Source organism: Asticcacaulis sp. (assembly GCF_051956075.1).
GTDB lineage: Bacteria > Pseudomonadota > Alphaproteobacteria > Caulobacterales > Caulobacteraceae > Asticcacaulis.
Map to the genome: position 1 here is coordinate 106,015 of NZ_JBQCGA010000036.1, position 23,315 is coordinate 129,329.

Annotated in this window: 14 protein-coding genes; 8 read left to right on the plus strand and 6 right to left on the minus strand. The window is 58.0% G+C overall.

The window, feature by feature from the left end:
• Window positions 1–71: 71 nt before the first annotated feature.
• Window positions 72–2,474 carry a beta-galactosidase gene (locus tag ACTHLA_RS09885; protein WP_440188135.1) on the plus strand — a complete coding sequence of 801 codons (2,403 nt, stop codon included), beginning with the start codon at window positions 72–74 and terminating at the stop codon, window positions 2,472–2,474.
• A gap of 38 nt (window positions 2,475–2,512) precedes the next feature.
• On the opposite strand, the gene ACTHLA_RS09890 is transcribed toward ACTHLA_RS09885, so the two are convergent.
• The 4 genes from ACTHLA_RS09890 to ACTHLA_RS09905 all read right to left on the minus strand — a co-directional run bounded on the left by ACTHLA_RS09890 (window position 2,513) and on the right by ACTHLA_RS09905 (window position 5,816).
• Window positions 2,513–3,298: a hypothetical protein gene (locus tag ACTHLA_RS09890; protein WP_440188138.1), complete on the minus strand. Its 786-nt coding sequence runs from the start codon at window positions 3,296–3,298 to the stop codon at window positions 2,513–2,515.
• A 158-nt stretch (window positions 3,299–3,456) separates the two neighbouring features.
• Entirely contained in the window at window positions 3,457–5,013 is a 1,557-nt protein-coding gene (locus ACTHLA_RS09895) for a tryptophan halogenase family protein (protein ID WP_440188141.1), read from the minus strand.
• Between the two features lie 174 nt (window positions 5,014–5,187).
• On the minus strand, window positions 5,188–5,586 hold the full coding sequence (locus ACTHLA_RS09900; RefSeq protein WP_440188144.1) for a death-on-curing protein: 399 nt from the start codon (window positions 5,584–5,586) through the stop codon (window positions 5,188–5,190).
• Between the two features lie 2 nt (window positions 5,587–5,588).
• Window positions 5,589–5,816: an AbrB/MazE/SpoVT family DNA-binding domain-containing protein gene (locus ACTHLA_RS09905; RefSeq protein ID WP_440188147.1), complete on the minus strand. Its 228-nt coding sequence runs from the start codon at window positions 5,814–5,816 to the stop codon at window positions 5,589–5,591.
• A gap of 609 nt (window positions 5,817–6,425) precedes the next feature.
• Between ACTHLA_RS09905 and ACTHLA_RS09910 the strand changes: the two genes are divergently transcribed.
• Window positions 6,426–9,446, plus strand: coding sequence for a TonB-dependent receptor (locus ACTHLA_RS09910; RefSeq protein WP_440188149.1), 3,021 nt, complete (start codon window positions 6,426–6,428; stop codon window positions 9,444–9,446).
• A 225-nt stretch (window positions 9,447–9,671) separates the two neighbouring features.
• On the opposite strand, the gene ACTHLA_RS09915 is transcribed toward ACTHLA_RS09910, so the two are convergent.
• The gene (locus ACTHLA_RS09915) at window positions 9,672–10,223 is read right to left on the minus strand and encodes a DUF2059 domain-containing protein (RefSeq protein WP_440188152.1); all 552 of its coding nucleotides are present in this window, start codon (window positions 10,221–10,223) and stop codon (window positions 9,672–9,674) included.
• A 228-nt stretch (window positions 10,224–10,451) separates the two neighbouring features.
• A complete protein-coding gene (locus ACTHLA_RS09920) occupies window positions 10,452–13,346 on the minus strand; it encodes a TonB-dependent receptor domain-containing protein (protein ID WP_440188155.1) in 2,895 nt (964 codons plus the stop codon).
• Window positions 13,347–13,717: 371 nt separating this feature from the next.
• On the opposite strand from ACTHLA_RS09920, the gene ACTHLA_RS09925 reads away from it, so the two are divergent.
• The 6 genes from ACTHLA_RS09925 to ACTHLA_RS09950 all read left to right on the plus strand — a co-directional run bounded on the left by ACTHLA_RS09925 (window position 13,718) and on the right by ACTHLA_RS09950 (window position 23,045).
• Window positions 13,718–15,814 carry an alpha/beta hydrolase family protein gene (locus ACTHLA_RS09925; RefSeq protein ID WP_440188158.1) on the plus strand — a complete coding sequence of 699 codons (2,097 nt, stop codon included), beginning with the start codon at window positions 13,718–13,720 and terminating at the stop codon, window positions 15,812–15,814.
• Between the two features lie 162 nt (window positions 15,815–15,976).
• Window positions 15,977–17,539: an amidase gene (locus ACTHLA_RS09930; RefSeq protein WP_440188161.1), complete on the plus strand. Its 1,563-nt coding sequence runs from the start codon at window positions 15,977–15,979 to the stop codon at window positions 17,537–17,539.
• 231 nt (window positions 17,540–17,770) lie between these two features.
• Window positions 17,771–18,346, plus strand: coding sequence for an OmpA family protein (locus ACTHLA_RS09935; protein ID WP_440188164.1), 576 nt, complete (start codon window positions 17,771–17,773; stop codon window positions 18,344–18,346).
• Window positions 18,347–18,536: 190 nt separating this feature from the next.
• Entirely contained in the window at window positions 18,537–18,767 is a 231-nt protein-coding gene (locus ACTHLA_RS09940; RefSeq protein ID WP_440188167.1) for a hypothetical protein, read from the plus strand.
• An 812-nt stretch (window positions 18,768–19,579) separates the two neighbouring features.
• Window positions 19,580–20,662 (plus strand): AAA family ATPase, encoded by a 1,083-nt coding sequence (locus ACTHLA_RS09945; protein ID WP_440188170.1) that lies wholly within the window; start codon window positions 19,580–19,582, stop codon window positions 20,660–20,662.
• Window positions 20,663–20,747: 85 nt separating this feature from the next.
• Window positions 20,748–23,045, plus strand: a complete 2,298-nt coding sequence (locus ACTHLA_RS09950; RefSeq protein ID WP_440188173.1) for a S8 family peptidase — start codon at window positions 20,748–20,750, stop codon at window positions 23,043–23,045.
• The last annotated feature ends 270 nt before the right edge of the window (window positions 23,046–23,315 follow it).

Sequence of the window (23,315 nt, forward strand, 5' to 3'; positions counted from 1 at the left end):
GCGCAGACTACACGCTTGGCTTGCGTGCGGGAAGCGACTATTGAATTATCATACATAAAGGGAGACGCCGCGTGTCGCGTAGTTACATATTGTCTTTCACAGCGCTGTGCGGCCTGATGGCGATCCAGGCTCACGGCGAGATTCTGCGCGCGGATGCGCGTCAGCAGCCCGCCGCGCCGATAGCGGGGCGCCTGCATATGGGGACAAAGGATGGGCCAGACGGTCCGATCACCGTCAATAACCACTATCTGATGAAGAATGGCGCGCCCTGGCTGCCGGTGATGGGGGAGCTGCATTTTGCGCGGCTTCCCGCAGAGGAATGGGACGCCGAACTGCAGAAGATGAAGGCGGCGGGCGTCGATATCGTTTCGACCTATGTGATGTGGAATTATCACGAGGAAAAGCCGGGTCAGTATAATTTCAGCGGCGATCGCGACATCCGGCGCTTTCTCGATCTGGCCAGGAAAAACGGTCTTTATGTCGTGCTGCGGCTGGGGCCATGGGCCCATGCCGAGGTGCGCTATGGCGGCATTCCCGACTGGGTGGTCGCGCAGGTTCCGACGCGATGCAACGATCCGCAGTATCTGGCCTATGTGCGCGATTACTGGTCGCATCTGGCGCAGCAGACGCGCGGCGAGATGTATAAGGACGGCGGGCCGGTCATCGGCGTGCAGCTCGAGAACGAATATAATCTCACCGGACCGGGCAGGGGCGCTGAGCATATCGCCGCGCTGAAACAGATGGCGCAAGACCTTGGCTTCGATGTGCCGCTCTACACGGTGACCGGCTGGGATGGAACGGTCTATCCGAAGGGCGAGATCCTGCCGGTGCAGGGCGGCTACCCGGACGAGCCATGGGCGGCAAGCGCGAAAATGATGCCGCCGAACGAGGTGTACAGTTTTCGTTTCGATGGCCGCGTCAAGGGCAATGCCGGGGCGCAGACGCCTGCGAAGGCGCGCGGAACGGCGACGGAGGATATGGATGCGACGCCCTTCCTCGGCGCGGAATTCGCAGGCGGGCTGCCCATCATGTATCGCCGACGCCCGCTTGTTCAGCCGCAGGACATCGCGGCCATGCTGCCGGTCGAACTCGGGTCAGGGGTCAATCTCTACGGCTACTATATGTTCCACGGCGGACGCAATCCGCAGGGCGACACCCAGCTTGAAGAGAGCGATCTGAATGGCGGCTATAATGGCCTGCCCATCATCAATTACGATTTTCAGGCGCCTTACGGCCAGTATGGTCAGCCCAATCCGGCTTTGAATCTGATCCGGCCGTGGCATGACTTTCTGAATGCGTTTGGCGATCGCCTCGCGCCGATGACGGTCCATCGCCCGCAGGTCGAGCCAAAAGGGCGTGACGATCTCACCACGCCGCGCTGGTCCGTGCGCAGTCTGGGCGATTCCGGCTTTGTGTTTTTGAGCAACCATGTGCGGCAATACCCGATGGCCGAGCAGAAGGGCGTTCAGTTCCGCGTCGATCTGCCGTCCGGGCCTCTGACCTTTCCGTCGCAGCCGGTGAGCATCGCCGATGGCGCAGCCTTTGCGTGGCCGTTCAATCTCGATATGGACGAGGTGAAGCTTTTGTGGGCCAGCGCCCAGCCGCTCACGCGTATCCAGAATGGCAAGACAATTCTCTATGTCTTTGAAGCGCAAGACGGAATTGCGCCTGAGTTCGCGTTTGATCGGGATGTAGCCGCCTTATCCGGACGCAAAAGCCGGACCGGCGGGCATGTCGTCGTGCGGGATGTCGCGCCGGGTCGCAGCGTCGCCATCCGCGCCGGGAAGGTTGCGATTCTCGTCCTGTCGTCGAAGGATGCGCAAGGCTTAAGCGTTCTGGATTATCAGGGGCAAAAGCGCCTGATCCTCAGCGACGCCTTAGTCTATAGCGATGGCGAACATTTGCGGTTACGTTCGGAAAATCCGCAGTTTTCACTGGGCGTATGGCCGCCGATCGACGTGCCGAAGGCCAGTCTGCCGCTGGCCCTGGTCAAGACGACGGGCCTGTTCCAGACCTTGCGCGCACAGGCGGCGCCCGTGTCGCCGCAGGTGCGGATCGAAAAGATCCGTGACGCCGGAAGCGTCCCACCGCTTATGATCGGCGGCAAGGCTAAGGCGGCTTTGCAGCCCTATCCTGAAATCTATGGTCAAGCGGCGGCGTGGAAAATCAATATTGATTCAAACGCCCTGTCGGGCGTCGCCGACATGACGCTGGACATCGCCTATAAAGGCGATGTGGCGCGACTGTTCGACGGGCCGGACATGGTCGATGATCAGTTCTGGTACGGCCCGGACTGGCGCGTGGGCCTTAAGCGGCTGGGCGTAGGGCCGTTTACGCTGAGCGTGTTGCCGCTGCGCGCCGATGCGCCGGTCTATATTGACGACGCCTATCGTCCGAAGCCGACGGACGGCGCGCAGGTCGCGGATGTCGCTTCGGTGAAGCTGGTCCCGACCTACGCGCTAGACTTGAATTAGAGCACTCTGCCCAGAGGACGCCGTCCAAAGAAGGCTGCCTAGAAAACGCTGGCCGTCTGTTCCGGCGACAACTTGTCTTTGCTTTCGCGCAAGGTGACATAGATCGACGCGAAGAAGACGTACCACAACATGCTCAAAAGCGCGCTGAACAGGCTGAGCAGCAGGATGCCGGGCAGGCCGAAACTGGGTTGCACGCCGCGCATGGCGTCCTGCACCATGGACGGGATGAAGGGCGCCTCGACAATGCCCTGAACGATCCAGGTCGCAATAATGGCGACGAGGAAGATCAGGAACAGGGTCCAGCGGTGGCCCTTGGTCAGGCTGAAGGAGCGCTGCACGGCGCCCCACAGGCCAAGGCCCTTTTCGCCGACATAGGCCGGGATCGACACGCAGGCGGCGAGGCCGAACATGATTCCCGGCACGATGAACACGACCAGGCCCAGCATGAACAGAATGCCGGTGATGACGAAGATGATAAAGGCGGGAATCATATTGCCGACGGCGTGGCTGAGAATTTGCCCCATCTGCACCGGCTTGCCGACCGCGCGTACAATGGCGACCTCGGTGACGGAACACACATAGACCATGCTGCACAACCAGATGATCAGCCAGCCGCCGATCCCGCCGCCGATCGCCATTGGCGTCATACCGGCGACGTGCCGCGTCCAGTTCATGCTGGTGATATTGAAGGCCGAATACATGCCGTATTGCCAGATGATCTGCGGCAGCGCGATCAGCAGCGCGGTCAGAATCAGAAAGGCGACAAAGTTTTCGGCGACAAGCTTGAAAAAGCGGCTCCAGACCGCTCCGAAACTGAATGGCATGTTAACCCCCTGTTGGACGGGCGAACGCTAACCCGGAACGCAGCGTTTGCCAACCGCCTGCAGAGAGCTGTCTGCAGGACTTGAGCGGCCCGGCGCTCGTCAATGCGCGCCTGGCGGATGGGCGGCTTGCGGTCCGTATAGCCGGATATGGATAAGGTTCAGGCGGGCAGAGGGCTCGGCGTAAAGCCGTGCGCGCGCACCTGCTCGATCAGCTCGCGATTGGAGGGAAGGTCGCGCGCGGCGTAGGCGCCGAAATTCCTGACCCGCTCAAAAACGCGGTCAGCGGCGGCGACATTGGGGAAGCTTGGGCGCTGCGATTCTATGTCGGTGGCGTAGTCCAGGCCGTAAAGAACGTACTGATAGCTGCATAAGGGGAAGGGATCGATCTCGCTATTGATGTCATAGCGCGAGGGTGGGCGATGTTTCCACATGTCCAAAAGGTAGGACAGGTGCTCGCTGCGGCTGGACGGATCGGCGTTATCGCGCCAGAAGGCCTCGTCCCGCTGGCTCAGGCAATAGTGCAGTTTCAGAAAGTTCAAGATGCTCTGGCAACGCGCCTCCATAAGGGCGTTATAGTGCCGTGCGGGCGTATCGAGCGGGCCGGTTCGCGGCAGGAAATCGACCAGATAGGCTATGGCGATTTCAATCAGCAGGATGCCGGTGGCTTCAAGCGGCTCGAAAAAGCTGCCGGAAAGCCCGATGGCGCAACAGTTTTTGACCCAGGGCGTGGCGCGGTAGCCGGCGTTAAAGCGAATGAGGCGCGGCTCCATGGATCTGGCCGCCGGGCCGATATAGGTCTTGATGACATCGACCGCGCGCTCATCGCTGGAGTGCCGCGAAGAATAGACATAGCCTATTCCGCGTCTTTGTCCGAGGCCGATATCCCAGGTCCAGCCAGCTTCATGCGCCGTCGAAAGGGTATAGCTGGGAATAGGAGAATCCGTGGACTCATACGGCGCCTGCAGGGCGACGGCGCGATCGGTGAATAGCTGATCGGCGACGCTTTTGAACGGCGCCTCAAGGGCTTCGCCGATCAGCCGGGCGCGAAAGCCGGTGCAGTCGATAAAGAAATCGCCTTCGATTTCGCCGTGTTCCGCCGTGGTCACGCTTTTGATGGCGCCGTCGGCGCGCAGCGTCACGTCGTCAATCCGGCCCTGCAGATGACGCACCCCCAGCTCGACGGCGCGGCGCGTCAAAAGCGCGGCGAACCGGGAAGCGTCGAAGTGGTAGGCGTAGTTCAGCCGGTGGCCTAAAGGGCCGTCGGCGAGCGTCTTGGGGGCCCGGTGCGCGTCCGCCGCCGCGCATTGAAACGCCACGGCTTCGGCGTAAGGCCGACGCGTCGCCTTGTTCTGCAACAGCCAGTAGGGCATGAGCCCTGCGCCCTCGGTGGGGTAGGGGGCATCGAACGGATGCAGGTAGTGTTGGTGACGGCCGTCTTTTGGCTTGTGCAGCCAGTCGATGAACTTGATGCCCTGCTTATAGCTTGCGTCGGCCTCCCTCAGAAACTCGGCTTCGTCTATGCCGAGCGTTTGCAGCGTAATGCGCAAGGTGGGAAAGGCGCCTTCGCCGACCCCGACGGTTCCGATGTCCGGACTTTCAATGAGGGTGATGCGCGGACAGCCGGGTTCTTTACCGAACACCTTGGCCAGATAGGCCGCGGTCAACCATCCCGCAGCGCCGCCGCCGGCGATCACAATCTCTTTTAGCCGGTCCATGCTGGCGATGCTCGTTAGGGTGATGTCGGGACGCTAACATTCCGGGCGAGGGTCGACAAGGCCGGGCATGACAACGCGACAGGAGCGCGCCGTTCCGACGTGACCAAAACCTTTGACAGTCCATAGCGTCGGCGTGATCAGGCGACGCGAGGTGAGGCTGACCCGGTTGTCAGTTCAGGCGGCGTCCCGCCCAATCACTTCGATATGGCTGCGAATCCATCCGGCGAAGGCTTCGGCGCCTAACTCACCTTGTCCGGCGACGCTGACCCCAAGGAAGCAAGCTGTGTCGTCGGCGATCAGCGCATAGCCGTTGAGGTCAAGCAAGAGCTCAATGATCGCCAGAGCCGCGCCCAGATTGTGACTGTAAAAAAGCCGGTCATGCGCCAGTCCGTATCCGTAGCAGGCCGCAAGAGCGGCTACGTCCGTCGATGCGCTTTTGCTCAACATTTCGGCGCGGGCGTAGAGGAGCCTCAGCATGGTTTTTTCGCGTAAGCCCGAGAGGCCGCCATGCGTCGCCGCCAATTGCGCCTGAACGGCCTCGATGACGCCATCTTTAATCAGGACCAGAGGCATGGCTATTCCGTCTTACCGAGTTCGCGCAAAGCGTTGCGGCGCGACTTCATCAAGGTGCGCGCCGCGTCCATCTGCGCGGCGTAGGTGGGATCGTAAGGGGAGGCGGAGAACCCATCGGTCGTTTCCGTGACGTACAGGCTGTCGCCCTTGTCCAACCCTAACTTGATCAGAAGCTCGCGCGGCAGGATGACGCCCAGCGAATTTCCGATGCGGGTGATCTTCAGTTCCATAATCGTGTTTCCAAAGCCAGCTGCCAGGGGTTTCATCATACAGCTTATTACAGATGTATGTACGCAAGGTTACGCCATCGCTCGACGCAGCCTGGATGCGCATGGATGTGCATTCTTTTCGCGCCGCCAAGCGCTGCGCGCCCAGGCTGTAAAATGAGATCGAGGAGGACAGGCGACCGCCTGGCGAGGCGGCGAATATGAGAGATTTTTGCCAAAAAATTTTCAAAATTTGTTCATTACAACGTGTGCGTATTGAAAAGCGGAAAATATGGCGCAAAAGAAGCTAAAAGATAATCGAATGTCTCGAAAATGAAATCATAGTGATGTTATTGCATAGTTAAAGTCAATAATGTGGCGAGCATTGTTATATCAGACACATTATTTCAAGTTCGGAAATAAATATGTATTAAAACGGCAACAGGTCGTTTGGATACTGAAAAATTTTCAATCTTATGTTTGACGATTCTGTGACTTGTATCTTCAGATACGGTTACGGCGGCGCCCTATCTGCGTCGCTAGCGGTACCCCGGAGAAATATTTATGTCCCAAAAACAAAACCCGGCGCGACGCGCTGGACTTATGAAAACAACAACGCTTTGTGGTGTGGCCATGGCGGGATTGATCCTGCCGACGGCAGGCCTGCTGCTGGCTTCGACGTTTGCGCCAAACGTCGCTGAAGCGCAGGACTACACCTCCGGCGCCTTGCTCGGCAACGTGAGCGACGCCGCGGGCAAACCGCTTGCGGGCGCGACGGTTACGATGACATCGACGGCGCTTGGACAGACGCGCACCTTTACGACCAATGCGTCGGGCGGATTTTCTGCGACGGGTCTGCAGCCTGGCGCCTATGACCTGACCGTGTCGGCCAGCGGTTACGACGATTACAAGGCCTCCATCAGCGTCGTTATTTCGCAGGAAGTGCGCGTTGACGTCGCCATGCAGGAGACAGGGGTCGCCCAGACTGTCGTCGTCAAGGGACACCGCATCCGCCAGGATTTTGCGAAGACGACAACGGGTTTGACGGTTGACCTGGCGACGCTGACCGAACAACAGCCGATCGCGCGCAATGTGACAGCTGTCGCCATGCTGGCCCCCACGGTTGTTATGGGCAATCCTGGCTTTGGCACCGGCGATCGCGCCGTGGCGTCGTTTGGCGGGGGCTCGGTTGCTGAAAACGCCTATTATATCGATGGTTTGAATATCACCAATCCGGATACCTATGTCGGCAGCGCGCGCGTACCCTTCGATTTCTACAAGACGGTCGAAGTCAAGACGGGCGGCTATCAGGCGGAGTTCGGTCGCGCCACAGGCGGCGTTCTGAACGCCACGACCAAGTCCGGGACCAACGAGTTCACGTTCGCCGTTCACGGCAATTATCAGCCGACGAGCCTGCGTTCCGCTCAGCTCGGCACCAATGATTACGTCGGCAAATTCACGAGTGTTAAGAACAATTCCGTTTCTGTTGAAGCCGGCGGCCCGATCATTAAAGATCACCTGTTCTTCTACGGCCTCTATCAGGTGAACGATTACGAAGCCACCAACGGCGACGCGACGACGGGCACCTACACCGCAACGAAGAACACCGATCCGTTCCTCGGCCTGAAGCTCGACGGCTATATTACGCCCTCGCAGCATCTGTCCGTGACCTATTTCGATACGACCAACACTGACAAATCGGCGCTCTACAATTTCGATGGCTCGTCAGTCGGCGCAGCCAAACCGTCTTCCAATGAAGCGCTGGGCGGTAAGAACTGGGTGGCGAACTATAATGGCAAGGTTACAGACTGGTTCTCTGTGTCCGCCGCCATCGGCGATATGAAGGATCAGGACAATGTCGTGCCGTCCGACATTACTGATTATTATGTGCGCTCTTACGACACCAGCAACAAGCCAAGCACGATCTCAAAGGGCCAGGGTTCGCCTAGCTATAACTACGACCAAATGGAGCGTAAATTCTGGCGGGCCGACGGCGATATTCGTTTCGATGCTCTCGGACACCATCATATCCGTTTCGGGCTCGATCATGAGAAGAATTCGGAGCTGAAGACCACCAACCTGGTTGGCGGCGTGCCGGCGCAATATCGCTATAAGTACGTCAAGAACAACAATGGCGATGTCAATCAGATGCTCGAAATCGTCTACGAGCACCTCGGCGGCAATGTCTCGTCGGAAAATCAGGCCGGCTACATCCAGGATTCCTGGGACGTCACCCCGGATCTCAATCTGCAGATCGGCGTTCGCGACGACAACTTCAAGCAGTTCAACCTGTCTGGCCAGCAGTATATGAACCTGAAGAACAACATCGCGCCGCGCCTGGGCTTCTCCTGGGATCCTACGGGCGAGGGCCAGTGGAAGATCTTCGGTTCGTTAGGTTCAAACTATATTCCGCCAGCGATGAACCTTGGTTTCCGCGGAAAGGATCTTTATTACGCTGAGTACTTCTACGCGCCGACCGGCGGTTGGGTCATCGATCCCACCACGGGCCTGCCGGCGAGCGTGGGCGCAGCGGCGACGGACATTCCGAACTTCTCGAGCGCCTGTCCGACGTCCAGCCTTGCCTCGGCGCCTGGCTTTAACAGCGCGAACGCCGCGGCCGGAACGCCGGGTTGTGTTGTTTATGGCAATGGCACCCAGGAAGGCGCGACGTCCAAGACTTCGGTCAATCTTAAGGCCACGCGTTCGGACGAAGCCATACTGGGCGTCAATTACAAGTTTGACGACCTGTGGAGCGGCGGCGTAACCCTCACTCAGCGGTCTTTGAAGAACATCTCCGAAGACTCCGACTTCAACGACGCCATCATCTCCTATCTCAACGCCAATGGTCTGGATTCGTCGCAATGGCAGGGCGGCTCCAGCTACTATGTCTGGAACGCAGGCGATCATGATGTCACCGTACAGCTGAAAAATCTGCTGCCGGGCGAAACCACGCCGCGCACCGTTACGCTAACGGCCGCCCAGCTTGGCCACTACCTTAACCCCAAGCGCGAATATCTATCGGCCGTATTCGACTTTAAACGCGCGTTTGACGGCAAGTGGGGTCTTCAAGGCTCCTACACCTGGTCGCGTCTGTCCGGCAACTATTCGGGCACGGTTACCGAATATGGCAACACGGTCCAGACCGACGCTGGCGCGACATACGCCTGGGATTCGCCTGGCATGGAAGACAATGCGGGCGGCATCCTGCCGGGCGATCGCACCCATACGTTCAAACTCTGGGGTTCGTATGCGTTCAACCCGTCGTTCCTGATGGGCGTGAACCTGCTGGTTCAGTCGCCGGAGCACTTCTCCTGCCTCGGCCTGAACCCGAACGATCCTTACTCGTACGGCTATGGCGATGTGACCCTCTACTGTGGCGGAAAGGCGCAAAAGCAAGGCGGCGGCCTGAAATCCGACTGGACCAAGAATGTCGACCTGTCGTTCCGTTACACCGTGCCTCAGAAATATTCGATCGCAGCCGGCAAGCTGGTTCTGCGCGCGGATATCTTCAACCTGTTCGACACCCACTCGGTGCTGACGCGTTATGTCACCTATGACGGATCCTTTATCGGTCAGGTGGACAGCCAATACGGTAATCCGACCGCCTACAATACGCCGCGCTATATGCGTCTCGGGTTCGACCTGAGCTACTAAGCACGGACGGCTTTTACTTGGCCGAGGCTTTCCTCTCCGGGTTGCTGCGGGTCAGGTAAAAAAAGGGAAGGGCGTTGGCGCGCCCTTCCCACCTTTTATTTCCTGCGCAGGTTGAGGATTGGGTTCTCGGATCTTATCCTTATGGCGCGGACCCGACATAAAAAAGCGCCTGATCCTTAAAGGATCAGGCGCGTTTGGTTTCGGCGCGTCAGATGGGGCCCGCGCTTACGACGCCTTGGCTTTGTCCTTGTCGGCGGGGCAACCGATTTCGGCGCAAACCCGCTTTTGCGTTTCGGCCATCATGTCGGGCATGAAGCTGGGCATCATGCCCATCACCTTGGCCATGACCTGAGGCGTCTTGGCCAGCATGGACTGGCCGACCGGGCTTTCATAGAAGTTGTCCATCGCGGTCAGTTCGTCCATGGTGAACACGTCGGCATAGGCCTGCGCGGTGGCGTCGAGGATCTTGGGCAGATATTCCTGATCGACCTCCATCACGATGCCCATGACCTTCTGCATCTTGGCCGAATCCGCGTCGGTCAGCTCTGGGTGCGATTTTTTCAGGCCCTCGATCATGGCGGGCGTCATCTGCTGCATCATGCCCTTCATCATGGCGTCAAGGTGCATGGCTTCGAACATGCGATGCGTCAGGGCCAGCTTTTCCGGCGTGGCGGTTTCGGCGGCGGCGGGCGCAGCGCCAGTTTGGGCGGCGGCCATATGCGGCACAGCCGTGAAGAAGCACGCCGCGAAGGCGGCGGACAGAATGAATTTACGCATGGAAAATCCCCCGAAAATGTAAAACCGGACTCAACGATCCGGCGTCGTCATATTAGACCTGAGCCTAAGCGCGTGGAAGTGAAATCGGTGTCGCTGAAGGCCTTTTCGCTCTTCGCACTCCATCTTGATGCTTCAATCGAGCGTGAAGATGGAATAGGCGGTGTCGCGGACGAAAAAAGAGCCGCCCCAAAGGACGGCTCTTTCTAAAATCGAACGGGTCGATTTAACTTAGAAGTGCTTGTTCAGCGTGAAGTACACCGAACGACCATAGAGATCGTACATATTCAGCGCCGCGGTGCCGATGCGGAACTCGCCGGACGAGAGGGTCGGCGCCTTCTTATCAAACACGTTATCGACGCCAACCGTCATTTCGAAATTGTCGAAGCGACGCGTGACAGCAAGGCTGTGCAGGACGTAGAACGGCGTGGACAGCAAGATGCGATAGCCATTCGGGTAGTTGGCGGTCTTCGGTTGCACGTCGCTGTAATTATAGAAGCGACGGTCGGAAGCCTGACCTGTCATCTGCATGCCCCAATGATATTCCCAATCGCCCGTCGAGAAGTTGACATTGGTCTGATTGGTGAAAACAGGGTTGCCGACGCTGCCGGTGTAATCGACGGTGTTTTCGCCAATCGTCTCGGCGTTTTTCGTTTGCCATGACGAGCTGGAATAGACTTGAAGGCGACCGAACTGGAACTTCTTCTTATAGTCGATGCGCAGGCTTACGTTTTCGTTCTCGACAGTGGCGATATTGATATAATTGTCATGAACGACCGTGATGTCGTGCGTCTTCGGGTCGCGCGTGAACAATGTGCAGTAATCGTTCGGGAAGGTCTGATTGCCATAGCAGGCGTTGATAATGTTTTGCGATCCGAAGTGGTCGATCTTATTACTGTCTTTGATCGTGTTGTAATTGACCGTGACCTTCAGGTCGGCGAAGGACGGGGTCCAGGACACGCCATAATTGGTATTGATCGCCGTTTCCGGATTCAGACCAGCGCCTCCGCCCGTATAGATGAGCGAGGAGGAAAGCGCGCCGGCATAGTCAGATGGGACGCCATCGGCGGCGCAACGTTGCTGCAGACGCGAATTGTCCGACTCGCCCCATTTGGTGCACGGGTCATTCAGGTCGAGGAAGCCGGTTTGGTTCGCCAGATGGGCTTCATAGATGGTCGGAGCGCGGAACGACGTGCCATGGGTGACAGTAAAGCCGATCGAGTTGGTGATGCCCCAGACCAGGCCAAGCTTGTAGGTGCCATTTGAACCCGCGCTGGAATAGTTCGAGTAACGGCCAGACATGGTGAGGTCCAGCTTTCTGAACAGCGGCTTATTCTTGATCAGCGGGACGTAGAACTCGGCATAGGCCTGCTCAGACGTAAAGGCGCCCTTGGTGATGCCGGTCGTCGAGAAACCCCAGTAGTTCGAGTTCCGGGCGTTATAACCCGGCGTGTCGTTCATCTGATCGCTTTCAAAGAAGACGCCGACCACCGAGCTGACCGCGCCCGCCGGCAGGGAGAACAGATCGCCGGAGATATTGGCTTCCGCAGTCTGCTGCAGATAGGTGGTGTGGCCGTATTCATAGCCGAACAGGAAGTTGTACTGATCCGGCGTGAACTTGCCTTGCAGGACATTGTCCGAGAACCACGGAATATCCATGCAGGCGGCGTTCGAATAAATAATGTCAGGCTGGTAGCATCCGGAGCCGTCAGGGGTTGGGTCCGTCGTGGCGGTCACGCGGTCGTTATAGATAAAGGTCTGGCCGTATTTGGCCTTGCTCTGAGAGACCTGATAATTGGCGTCATAGGTGAAGCCCGACAGGAAACCCTTGTCGAGCGTGCCTGTTACGCCAACGACGCCACGCAGGTAATCAACATCGGCATTTGTGTTGTTCGCGTAGGCAATAATCGGCCGGGCGTAGCCCAGTCCGCCCACGCTCATGAGGCCCGCTGCGACCGTATTGCTGCCATTGTACGGGGAAACGTAAGGGAACAGCTGATAAATCCCTGTGTTTTCACTGACACGGCGATTGTACAGGAGCTCGGTGTAGAGGCTGGCGGTCGAGGACAGATCATAGCCGCCATTGACAAGCAGGCTGAAGGTGCGCACCGGCTGGTACACGGTTTGGGCGCCGTATATGGGGGAATCGTAGTTCAGGTACGGATAGGTGGCCAGATTGCCGGAGCGGCCCGCCCGCACCCAGTCCGGGAGGTAGGAGGCAAGGCCTGCCGCCGGCACATTCGGGTAGCGCGTATGGGTCGGATCGTACTGGAATTCGCCGGCGAAGCCGTAGCCCTGGAAGCTGTTGTTCAAGAGGTTCAGGCACTTATAGTTGCCATTGCTGTCCAGATAGTCCGATCTTGCGCCGGATGTTGGGTCGAAATAGACCTGCTGGGCGCAAGCCGTGTCCTTGCGTTGCGAGACTGTCAGGCCGGTCTGATTGTGATAGCTGGCGATAAAGGAGAGGAAACCCTTGTCGAACGTCTTTCCGCCGTCGATTGTGGCGGTATAGCTCGATCCGCCGCTTCGGGTCGGCACGTCGCCATGAACGATGAAGTCAAAACCGTCCATATTTTTCTTGGTGATGAAGTTCACCACGCCGCCGACAGCCTCGGAGCCGTAGATCGATGAGGAGCCGTCGAGCACGATGTCCACCTGGCGGAATGCGTCGAGCGGCAGAACGTTCAGGTCGATCGGACCGACCGTGCCGCCGATGCCGGCAGGGCCCATACGACGACCGTTGAGAAGGATCAGCGTATTCTGGGCGCCAAGTCCATAGAGGGACAAGGTCTGTACGCCGGAACCGCCAGTAACGACGTAACCGCCAAGGAGCGTATTCGTCTGCTGCGTCGACGCCGCCTGCGGCAGCTTCTGCAGGAGGTCGGCGACGTCAGAATTGCCGTTCTGGACCGCGTCCTCGGCTGTAATCGTCGTGACGGGCGATGCGGAGTTCATGTCCTTGCGACGAATGTGGGTGCCCGTGACCACGACTTCGGTGATTTGATCGTCGGCCTTGGGCGCATCGCTCGTCTTGGCGTCTTGAGCTTGCGCATGCGCGCCCAGGCTGAGGGTCGTCAGAACGGTGGAGGCCAGAATGGCGGTCTTAAACAGACGAGAATGTCTCATTACAAAAAACCCATGTGAACATATTGCGACGCCACACACTTGCCACACGATGGTCGCAAATCAAACGAAATGCCGATGCGTTTCGATTTCAGGTTGCTAATGAGACAAAATAGTCACATTTTCAACCGGGGGCGAAATTGACGAAAAATGGGCCCATAACGGGGCAAAACGTCTACGAACGGCTGTGTGATCGGATCAATTTCTTTAGAAAACTCGTTGCGATGACAACTATGACCAGGGGTTAAGTTGCAACCGATACATGAATGTCACATGGCGGAATTTTGTCGGACCTGTGGCGATCGTGCGTCAAAAAATGCCTTGGCGAAACGGATTTAGCGTTTATTCCAAAGGGACAGGCAAGGAGTGCAAATATGAATCTGAAGCTTCGGCTTTTCACAGCATGCGCCGCAGTGGCGATCGCCCTTGGCGCCGCGCCAACCCTGGCGGCGGTCGCCATACCCGCAACGGCGCCAAGCGCGGATGATTACGGCGCCGTAGATCGGATCGCCAGCGTCAGCCTCGCCCCGGACGGTCAGCATGTCGCCGCGATTGTCTCAACCGATGGCAAGACGCGCGTCGTGGCGGTTTTTGATCTCAACCATGCCGACCAGGCGCCAAAGATCATTCCCACCGCGCCGGGCCTGGATATCCAAGACGTCGCCTTTGTGAAGAATGATCGCATGGTGCTGACCCTGGTGCAGAAGTTCGATATCGCCGGCGCCCATACGCACGCCTATCGAAGCGTCATAACCGATACGACGGGATCCTTCTTCCAAACCCTGTCTCTCGCCCATAGCGGTCAGGACAAGGAAAACGCTGGCGTATCTTATGAGGTGCGCAATGATATGGGCGGTTTTGGCGGCATGAGCATCGAGTCGTCCTTGCCTGACGACCCCGACAATATTCTCGCCAGAGACGCAGAAACCGGCGACATTTATCGCGTCAACCTGCACGGCTCCAAGTCGAATTTCATCTATCAGAAGGTCTATACGGGCTCAGAAAAGTTCGGCGCGGAAACCTGGGATTTGCATCATAAGGATGTGCTGGCGCGCAAATCCGTCGATTTCCAGGACGGCCACCCCTACATCGCCTTCTCTTTTCGTAATCCTGACACCGGCGCCTGGGAGGAGCATATGCGCTTCTTCGTCAAAGACCGGGAAGACGCCGAAATCCTGGGCTTCACCAAGGATCCCAATGTCGCAATTCTGCGGCTGAACCATGGTCAGGACAAGACGGCCATCTATGAATACTCAATTCGCGAACGCAAGCTGAGCGAGCCCCTGTTCGCCAACGCCGCCTTCGATACGACCGGGGTCATCACCTCGCGCGCGCCGGCCGATTACGGCGCCATCATCGGCTACGCCTATAGCGGCCCCACAGGCAATGACGTCTACTGGGACGACGATCAGATGGTCGCGGTCGACGCTGCGGTCAAGAAGGCGTTGGGCGAGGTTGACGCGCCGCTGATCTGGACCGATGCGGCCTCCGGTCAGAAGATGAAGATCAGCATGCCGCAAAATATTGCCGTGCACATCGAGAGCATGAGCAATGATCGCAAAACCATGATCATTGAGCGCGAAGGCCCCAAACTACCGCCGGAATATTATATTTATCAGTACGGTAAGGGGCTGACGGCGATCGGTAAGTCGCGACCGCAGATCAAGCCGGACGATCTGGGAACGACGACGCTCGTCCAGTATCCAGCAAGAGATGGTCTAATCATCGCCGCTTATCTGACCAAACCCAATCCCGATATCTGGGGCAAGGGGCCTTATCCTGCGATCGTCGTGCCGCACGGCGGGCCTTGGGCGCGTGACGGATGGGTTTGGGATCCGACCGGCTGGAATCAGTATTTTGCGGCGCGCGGCTATGTCGTGATCCAGCCTCAGTACCGCACGTCGACCGGGTGGGGGCAGAAGATCGCGCGCGAGGGCGACAATCAGTACGGGCTGAACATGTCGGATGACAATGACGACGCTGCGCTGTGGCTGGTGTCGCAGGGCTTGGCCAGCAAGGGTCATATCGCGTTACACGGCTATTCCTATGGCGGCTTCGCGGCCTTTGAGGCGGGCGCGCGCAGCGTCAATGACGACGTCTTCCGCTGCGCCATCGCCGGCGCGGGCGTCGCGGACCTCGAGCGCTGGAAGCACTATGCCGGCGAGAGCCGTATCCAGCGTGAGGCGCTGGCCGACACCATGACCGGGCTCAATCCCTGGGATCATGTCGATGATTTCAAGATTCCGATGCTGGTCTATCACGGCAATCGCGATCAGCGCGTGCCCTTCCCCGAAGGCAAGGCGATGTACGACAAGCTCAAGGCCGCCGGCAAGGACGCCCAGTTCATTGAGCTGCAGGACATGGGACACCAGATCAATCTGTGGAGCCCGCAAAACTTTCACGACGTTCTGACGGGCGTTGAAACCTTCCTGGCCAAGGACTGCGGACCTGGCGGCATTGAGGGCCAATAGACAGATAACCGCTGCGCGTCTAACCGAAAGGCGATCGTTCGGGCAGGCTTGACGCTATATCGTCTGGGCCGGACGAAAGGGAAGGGCGTTGGCGCGCCCTTCCCACCTTGCGAAAAGCGTACGGTTCAAGCTTTAGTGGATTCCGACATCAGGGAGGTCATCATGTCCGCGCGTATTATCGCCTGCGCCGCTGTCGTCGCGCTTTCGCTCAGCGCCTGTCACGTCCAGACCGAGGCGACCAAGGCGTCGAATGCGGATGAGGCGGCGGACGCTTTGAAGACCGGCATGTCTGTCGTGGACATTGAGGCGGCTTTAAAGCACGGCGATTTTTCCGCCGTCGAACTGACCCAGGCGGCGCTCGATCGGATCAAGGATCAGGACAAGGATCTGCATGCGGTCATCGCGCTTAATCCTGACGCTCTGAAAGAGGCGCAGGCCATGGACGATGCGCGCAAAGCGGGGCGCGATCTGGGACCGTTGATGGGCGTGCCGGTGCTGATCAAGGACAATATCGAAACGCTCGATCCCATCGCCACCACGGCGGGGTCGCTGGCCTTGAAGGACAATGTCACCCATCGGGATTCGCCGTTGGTCGCGCGGCTGCGCGCGGGCGGGGCGATCATTCTGGGCAAGACCAATCTGTCGGAATGGGCCAATATCCGCTCGACCCATTCGGTTAGCGGCTGGTCGGGCGTGGGCGGGCTGGTGGCCAATCCGTTCGACCATGCGCGCACCGCCTGTGGCTCATCGTCCGGCTCCGGCGCGGCGGTGGCGGCGGGCTATGTCACCCTGGCCGTCGGCACAGAGACCGATGGGTCAGTCACCTGTCCATCGTCCATGATGGGACTGGCGGGTTTAAAGCCGACGCTTGGGCTGATTTCCAGAACCTATGTCGTGCCGATCTCGCATAGTCAGGACACGCCGGGGCCGATGGGACATTCGGTCGCCGACATCGCCGCGATGCTGAATGTGATGGCGGGTTCCGACCCCATGGACGCGGCGACAGCGGAAGCCGACGCGCACAAGGTCGATTATACGCAAGGTCTGGCTGATTACAGTCTCAAGGGCGTGCGGATCGGCGTGCTGCGCGACATCAGCCATGACGACAAGACCAATGCAGTTTTCGACACGGCGCTGAAAAAACTGTCCGATGCGGGCGCGGTTCTGGTCGATATCAAGGACTCATCGGTCAAGGAACCGAAGGGCGCGAACCTCAATGATGATGAGATGACCGTGATGATGACCGAGCTGAAGGCCGATCTGAACGCCTATCTGGCGTCGACGCCTCAGGCGGTCAAGACGCGCACGCTCGCCGACCTCATCGCCTTTGATAAGGACAATGCCGATAAGGAAATGCCCTATTTCCAGCAGGAATTGTTCGAGCAGGCGCAAAAGACCAAGGGGCTGGACGATCCGGCCTACAAGAAGGCGGCGGCGCGCGCCAAGGCCAGCGCGTCTAAACGCATTGACGGCTTATTGAGCGACAACCATGTCGCCTTCCTGATCGCGCCGACCTATGGACCGGCCTGGCTTTCGGATGTCATCTATGGCGATCAGTATAATGGGCCATCGGCGACGCAACTGCCCGCCGTCTCAGGCTACCCGCATCTAAGCGTGCCAATGGGCAAGGTGCAGGGGATGCCGGTCGGACTGTCCTTTATCGGAACGAAGTGGAGCGACGCCGATCTGCTGAAAGCGGGTTATGCGTTTGAGCATATTCAATAAGGGTTGCGTTGTTAGAAAAGCAACCTAAATCCAATTTGCAGGAAATGCGGTAAAAACAATCTGCGCGGTGTATATTTCTGATATTGCTTTTTTATTATTGGCCCTGACTTGAAGTGATGTGACGCCTGATCACGTTCTCCGCCTTTTTTCTGTCCTTATTTGTCGTTTCTATCATTTTAATCGCCGCTATAAGGCGATCTGAAAATGCATAGGTATCGAAAAATGAAAATAATGACCTCCAAAACGCTTCTCATCGCCGCCCCGTTGCTTCTTATGCTTGGTGGGTGCGCCAGCCATCAATATGTCGATAACAAGATCACCACGGTAAATGGCCGACTTGATCAGCAAAACAATCGACTGGACCAGCAAGATGCGCATCTGTCTCAGCTCGATAAGACGAGCCAGGAAGCGCTGGATCGCGCGACGGCGGCCGGGAAACTGGCGGAAGGCAAGTTCGATTACAGCGTCGTTTTGTCCGATGACTCGATCAAGTTCGCGTCCGACAAGGCGACCCTTTCAGACGACGCCAAGGCCCGTCTGGCGCAGCTTGCGAACCAGCTCAAGTCGGATAACAAGAATGTCTATCTTGAAATCCAGGGCTTTACCGATTCGACAGGCACGGATGACATCAACTATAAGCTCGGTTCTGAGCGCGCCGAAAGCGTTCGCCGCTTCCTGAACCAACAAGGCGTGCCATTAAACCGCATGTCCTCTATCTCCTACGGCGCTGAACAGCCTGTGGCGCCCAATTCCACGAAGGCTGGACGCAAAGCCAATCGCCGCGTCGTCATCGTGGTTCTGTCCTAGACGCCGCCACCGGCGTCCACAGGCGGTGTTCGAAGCAGAAATTGATAATATAGGCTATGGAGATCGCATGTCGGCCTAGCGACCACGTAGGCGGGGCTTACCGCTCCATCGAAAGTAGAGACGCTGAAGCTCGGCGAATCTGCTGGCGGTCGCTCAATCGCATGGGCTGTCGCTCGACGGCATCGATATCGTGGAACTGATTGCCGAAGAACAGGATCTCGACGCAGAACATCAATACACCATGTTCCAGCCGTCCGAAGTGGAACTGGGTGTCACGACCAAGAAGATCCTTGACGAAGTCGACAGGATCAAGCCGAGACGCGTCGTCATCGACTCCTTGTCCGAAATCAATCTTTTGGCACAAAGCACCTTGCGGTTCCGCCGCCAGGTCCTAGCGCTCAAGCAATGTTTTGCCGGTTGACAGTCGAAAAGGGAAGATTCTTCAGCTCAGCGAGGCGCCGGCGGGTGATTACACTGTTGGTCAATGAGAATCCACCAGGCCGACGCGTGCAGTCTAAAGACGATTCACACCGTTAAGCCAACCCAATAGTTCTCAATAGATCATGGAAACGAGCAATCCGACTACCAGCGAGCCGAACTCCGTCCAGATCGATATAAGGCCGAATTCGTAACGCCGTTTGAGCTTTGGTATAGCTTGGCCAGAAGTCTTGTAGGTAACTGAGGGCATCCTCCGCAGTTTGCGGCCGCCGGGTCCCACCCTGGAAGTGCTTGGCAAGCAATCCTTCATGGCAAGGTTCTTGCCAAATGACTGTTATACCCAACCGGTCTGCTAGCCGGTCAGCTTGTGCGGCGCGCGAGAAAGCCAGTGTGGGGTCGTGTCGGGTATGATGTCTCACTCCTAAGAGGAGGGGAGTTGTTCGAGCCCGCGAGCACGCCATAGGCGAAAAATGCACTGCCGCGTAACAAAGCGATCAGCGTCGACGCGTGACAGTGTAGCAACTTCGTGCACTCACCGCGTTCACAGCCGCGCAGCTACTCGAGTGCCAGGCCACCGGAAGTAAGCGCGTCCATATAGCGAACTCGGCCTCCAGCCAGTCACCGTTGCTCAGGTTTTCCTTAATCTGGTTGCAGATTTCGAGAAAGGTCTGCACGCTAATGACATCATTTGGATCGAAAGGTCGTATAAGGAGCACATATTCATTAACCAAAATGGCCGAATAAATGTAGGCTCGGTAACCCGAGTCTCAGTGAGCTCGCAACACAGGCTGTCCAATGGCATCGGCGCAACAACTGATCGGGCTTGTCAAAAGCCACGCTGAGGGTGACGAGGATCGTTTCTACGACCTCGCGATGCAACTTGCTGCAGCTGAAGCGCAAAAGGGCCATACCAGGCTTGCGGAGCAATTGCGATCGTGGGCGGAGGCCGGACAGTCGCCTCCTCAAAGGCCGGCAGCGAAGACGACACCGCTTGTAGCGCCCCGAGGCGATCTGGCGGGACTGCTATCGGCAAGTTATCCGAAAACACGGGTAGTCGATCTGATTGTATCCGGCCACATGGACGACGAGCTTAGGCATATCGTCGCCGAAACCCGGATGACGGATGCGCTCGAAGCGAAGGGTCTGCGGCCGCGCCGCCGATTGCTGCTTTCGGGTCCACCAGGCACTGGCAAGACTATGAGCGCCTCCGCGCTGGCGGGTGAACTGAAATTTCCTCTGTTCACCGTCCTGCTGCACGGACTGATAACCAAATACATGGGCGAAACCGCACAGAAACTTCGCTTAGTGTTCGACGCGGTTCGGAGTACGCGAGGCGTGTATCTGTTTGACGAGATAGATGCCTTAGCTGCGACGCGCGGCGGAGAAGCGGACGTCGGCGAAGCACGCCGCATCCTGAATTCATTCCTCCAGTTTCTTGACGAAGACACCGGACCTTCCATAATCGTCGCGACGACTAACCTGCCGCAGATCTTGGACCGGGCAATCCTGCGGCGCTTCGATCTGGTGCTATCATATGAACTTCCGGACGATCAAGCGATCGAAACCGCGATGCGGCGCCGTCTCAAGGCCTTCGATGTCACGAACATCGACTGGCCGCGTGTCTCGCAACTGGCATATGGACTTTCTACCGCAGACGTCATAGCTGCGAGTGAAGACGCAGCGCGCAGAGCAGTCCTTGAGCAGTCGGAACGGATTGAAACGAAATCCCTCTCCACCTCGCTCGAACGCCGTCGCTCGCTACAAGGCATAGGGGGAGATGCGCATGGCACGGGATCGCAGGCACCTGATCCTAAACGAAATCGGCGTCGGCCGACCCTTCCAGCCAAGGACGGGGGGAAGTTCAAAGCGGCCAAGTGATGTGCGGGACCGGGCTGCGCACGCTCAGGCCCTACTACACATCCTCGATCACCTGCCTGATCCCGCCAGACAGGGGCTGGAAGGCGTGTATCTGAGCATCGAGGGGCGTACGGGCGAGAAGATTAAGACGTCCAGCCTAAACTCCAGCGGCCTCAACCTGCTTACCGTCCACGCGGAAGACCCGATCGAGCATGTGCCCGCGCAAGCGACAGTGTTTGCAACCCCAAAAGGATTGGCAGCGCTTCGCAGAAAAATCAGTGAGTTTGAGACGGAAGACACACCCATCCGGGACGATGGCACAGGCGGGCGCCCAAAAAACGCTGACCTAGTCCAGAGCATCGGCATGATCGTTGAAGCTAGTCTGCGGGAACTGTGGCGCGGCCCCCCGGAGAAGTTTCCAAAAGGCGAGCAGCCGCATCCTTGGGAAATTTGGCTAGCACCCGAGCAGGCTGACAATTTCATTGCCAAAGCCGCGCAGGCCAACGTCGTTTTCAGTACTGATCGCCTGGAATTTCCTGAAGACGTCGTCGTCCTCGCAACGGCGACACGCGAAGTCTTAGCCAGGGCAATCAAACAATTCGGATGCGTGAAAGCGCTGGCCGCGCCGCAAAATGTCACTGAACTCTTCCGTTCTATGCCGATCGAGGAACAGGACGGATGGATGGACGACCTCCTGCGTTTGGTCACCTACAGCCAAAACCCGAACTCCAACTACGTCACGCTGCTTGATACAGGCATCTCGCTGGCACACCCTCTTATCTCTCCAGCCCTCGATCCAGACGATCGCCATGCTGCCCGCCCGGGCTGGGACATCGCGGATCATGACGGTCACGGTACCGAATTGGCCGGTTTAGCATTATTCGGTGATTTGACATCAGCTCTTCAAGCGCGTGCCCCGATAGACATCAATTACCGCCTGGAATCTGGTAAAATCATCCCAGACGCGGGCGGTAATCCCCACCATCTGCTCGGCGCAATAACCCGTTCAGCCATTGACGCTGTTGAGACCAGAGGTGACCGGCGGCGTACTTTCGCTATGGCGACAACCACGGAGGACGATACCCCTCATGATGGCGCCCCTACCTCTTGGTCAGGCGCGTTGGATTTGCTTTCAGCTGGAGCTGCGGGCAATCGTCGAATATCTAGGCTGATTTTAGTCTCCGCCGGAAATACGCCGTCGAATCGCTTAGTCGATCACGACTACTTGCCTGTCTGCGATCACGAAGACAACGAGCTGGAATCACCGGCACATGCCTGGAATGTCATTGCGGTCGGCGCCTATACGACAAAAACGGTCCTTCCCGCCGGCCAACCGTTCCGGGTCCTTGCAGAAGCTGGCGATTTGTCTCCCTCCTCCCGTACCGCGAGCTGGTTTTCTCATTGGCCAATAAAACCCGACGTCGTCTTAGAGGGCGGGAATTGGGTGAAGGATGCACATAACCCTCCCTTCGCACACGACGGGCTTCAACTCCTCACGACGGCTCACAACTACCCGGCAACGACCTTCACCACGACTGGCGCGACAAGTGGTGCCACCGCCTTAGCTGCCAAGGCTATTTCCGAGCTTTGGGCGGATTACCCAGATCTTTGGCCAGAGACGATTCGTGCCCTGTTTGTAAACTCCGCGCGATGGACTCCTAGGATGCTGACACATCTCGGCGAACGCAATCCACCGCTCAAGGGTTCGTACGATCCACTGTTCACCCGTTATGGGTACGGAGTTCCTGACCTTGGCCGCGCGCGCCGAAGTGCTGCCAACGCACTGAGCCTGATCATCCAGGACACGATTACCCCCTATAAGGCCTCGAGCAAGTCCGGCGCCAATCACACTCATAACGAAATGAAGGTGTTTGAACTCCCCTGGCCGACAGAAGCTCTCAGGGCGCTCGGCGCGACCCAGGTCACTCTGCGGGTGGCGCTGAGCACCTTCATCGTCCCCAATCCGTCTGAACCCGCGCGGGGGTCGAAGTTTGGTTATGCGTCACACAATTTGCGCTTCAAACTGAACTGGGCGGATGAACAACTTGGCCAATTCCTCGGTCGGATCAGCAAAATAGCCGAAGATGAGGCGGGACCAGAAATCGAGGGTAAAGACGGCTGGGACTTCGGATCTAATCGGCGCGATGTGGGGTCTCTTCACATCGATCAATTGACTTGTCCAGCATCGGACCTCGCGCGCCGCAACTTGCTCGCCGTCCATCCCGTCACAGGTTGGTGGAAGGCGAAGGGGACATCGAACCCGGAACAACGCTCGGCACGCTTCGCGCTCATTGTTGAAATCGACACCGGCACCGTCGATGCTGATATTTACACAGAGACGAAAACGAAGGCCGACCTTCTGCTCGCTCAGAAAGTGCGTCTGGACGAGGCGGTTAAGGTTTGAACACTTTGCTCGATCGCATAAAGGTTGCGACCACGTACATAATCACAAAACCTTTTCACTGTCCCTGATCGGGCACGTTCAACCACCTCAAACGCACAACACGGATATTAACTGATACTGAGGCACGTAATTTCGGACCGGTAGTGCAGCAACCGACACATGCAAGATCTGCGACCGGCGCCGTGAGGCCAGCGGCCTGAAAGCTTTTTTGATGTCGCAAAGGGCGACGTTGGGACGGGCGCGCGATGCGAAGGGGCCGGAACCAGTTTC

Bases quoted from the DNA above. Each gene is read 5' to 3' on its own strand.
- ACTHLA_RS09890 (WP_440188138.1), bottom strand. From the start codon at position 3,298: ATGCCATTCAGTTTCGGAGCGGTCTGGAGCCGCTTTTTCAAGCTTGTC.
- ACTHLA_RS09895 (WP_440188141.1), bottom strand. From the start codon at position 5,013: ATGGACCGGCTAAAAGAGATTGTGATCGCCGGCGGCGGCGCTGCGGGA.
- ACTHLA_RS09900 (WP_440188144.1), bottom strand. From the start codon at position 5,586: ATGCCTCTGGTCCTGATTAAAGATGGCGTCATCGAGGCCGTTCAGGCG.
- ACTHLA_RS09905 (WP_440188147.1), bottom strand. From the start codon at position 5,816: ATGGAACTGAAGATCACCCGCATCGGAAATTCGCTGGGCGTCATCCTG.
- ACTHLA_RS09910 (WP_440188149.1), top strand. From the start codon at position 6,426: ATGGCGGGATTGATCCTGCCGACGGCAGGCCTGCTGCTGGCTTCGACG.
- ACTHLA_RS09915 (WP_440188152.1), bottom strand. From the start codon at position 10,223: ATGCGTAAATTCATTCTGTCCGCCGCCTTCGCGGCGTGCTTCTTCACG.
- ACTHLA_RS09920 (WP_440188155.1), bottom strand. From the start codon at position 13,346: ATGAGACATTCTCGTCTGTTTAAGACCGCCATTCTGGCCTCCACCGTT.
- ACTHLA_RS09925 (WP_440188158.1), top strand. From the start codon at position 13,718: ATGAATCTGAAGCTTCGGCTTTTCACAGCATGCGCCGCAGTGGCGATC.
- ACTHLA_RS09930 (WP_440188161.1), top strand. From the start codon at position 15,977: ATGTCCGCGCGTATTATCGCCTGCGCCGCTGTCGTCGCGCTTTCGCTC.
- ACTHLA_RS09935 (WP_440188164.1), top strand. From the start codon at position 17,771: ATGACCTCCAAAACGCTTCTCATCGCCGCCCCGTTGCTTCTTATGCTT.
- ACTHLA_RS09945 (WP_440188170.1), top strand. From the start codon at position 19,580: ATGGCATCGGCGCAACAACTGATCGGGCTTGTCAAAAGCCACGCTGAG.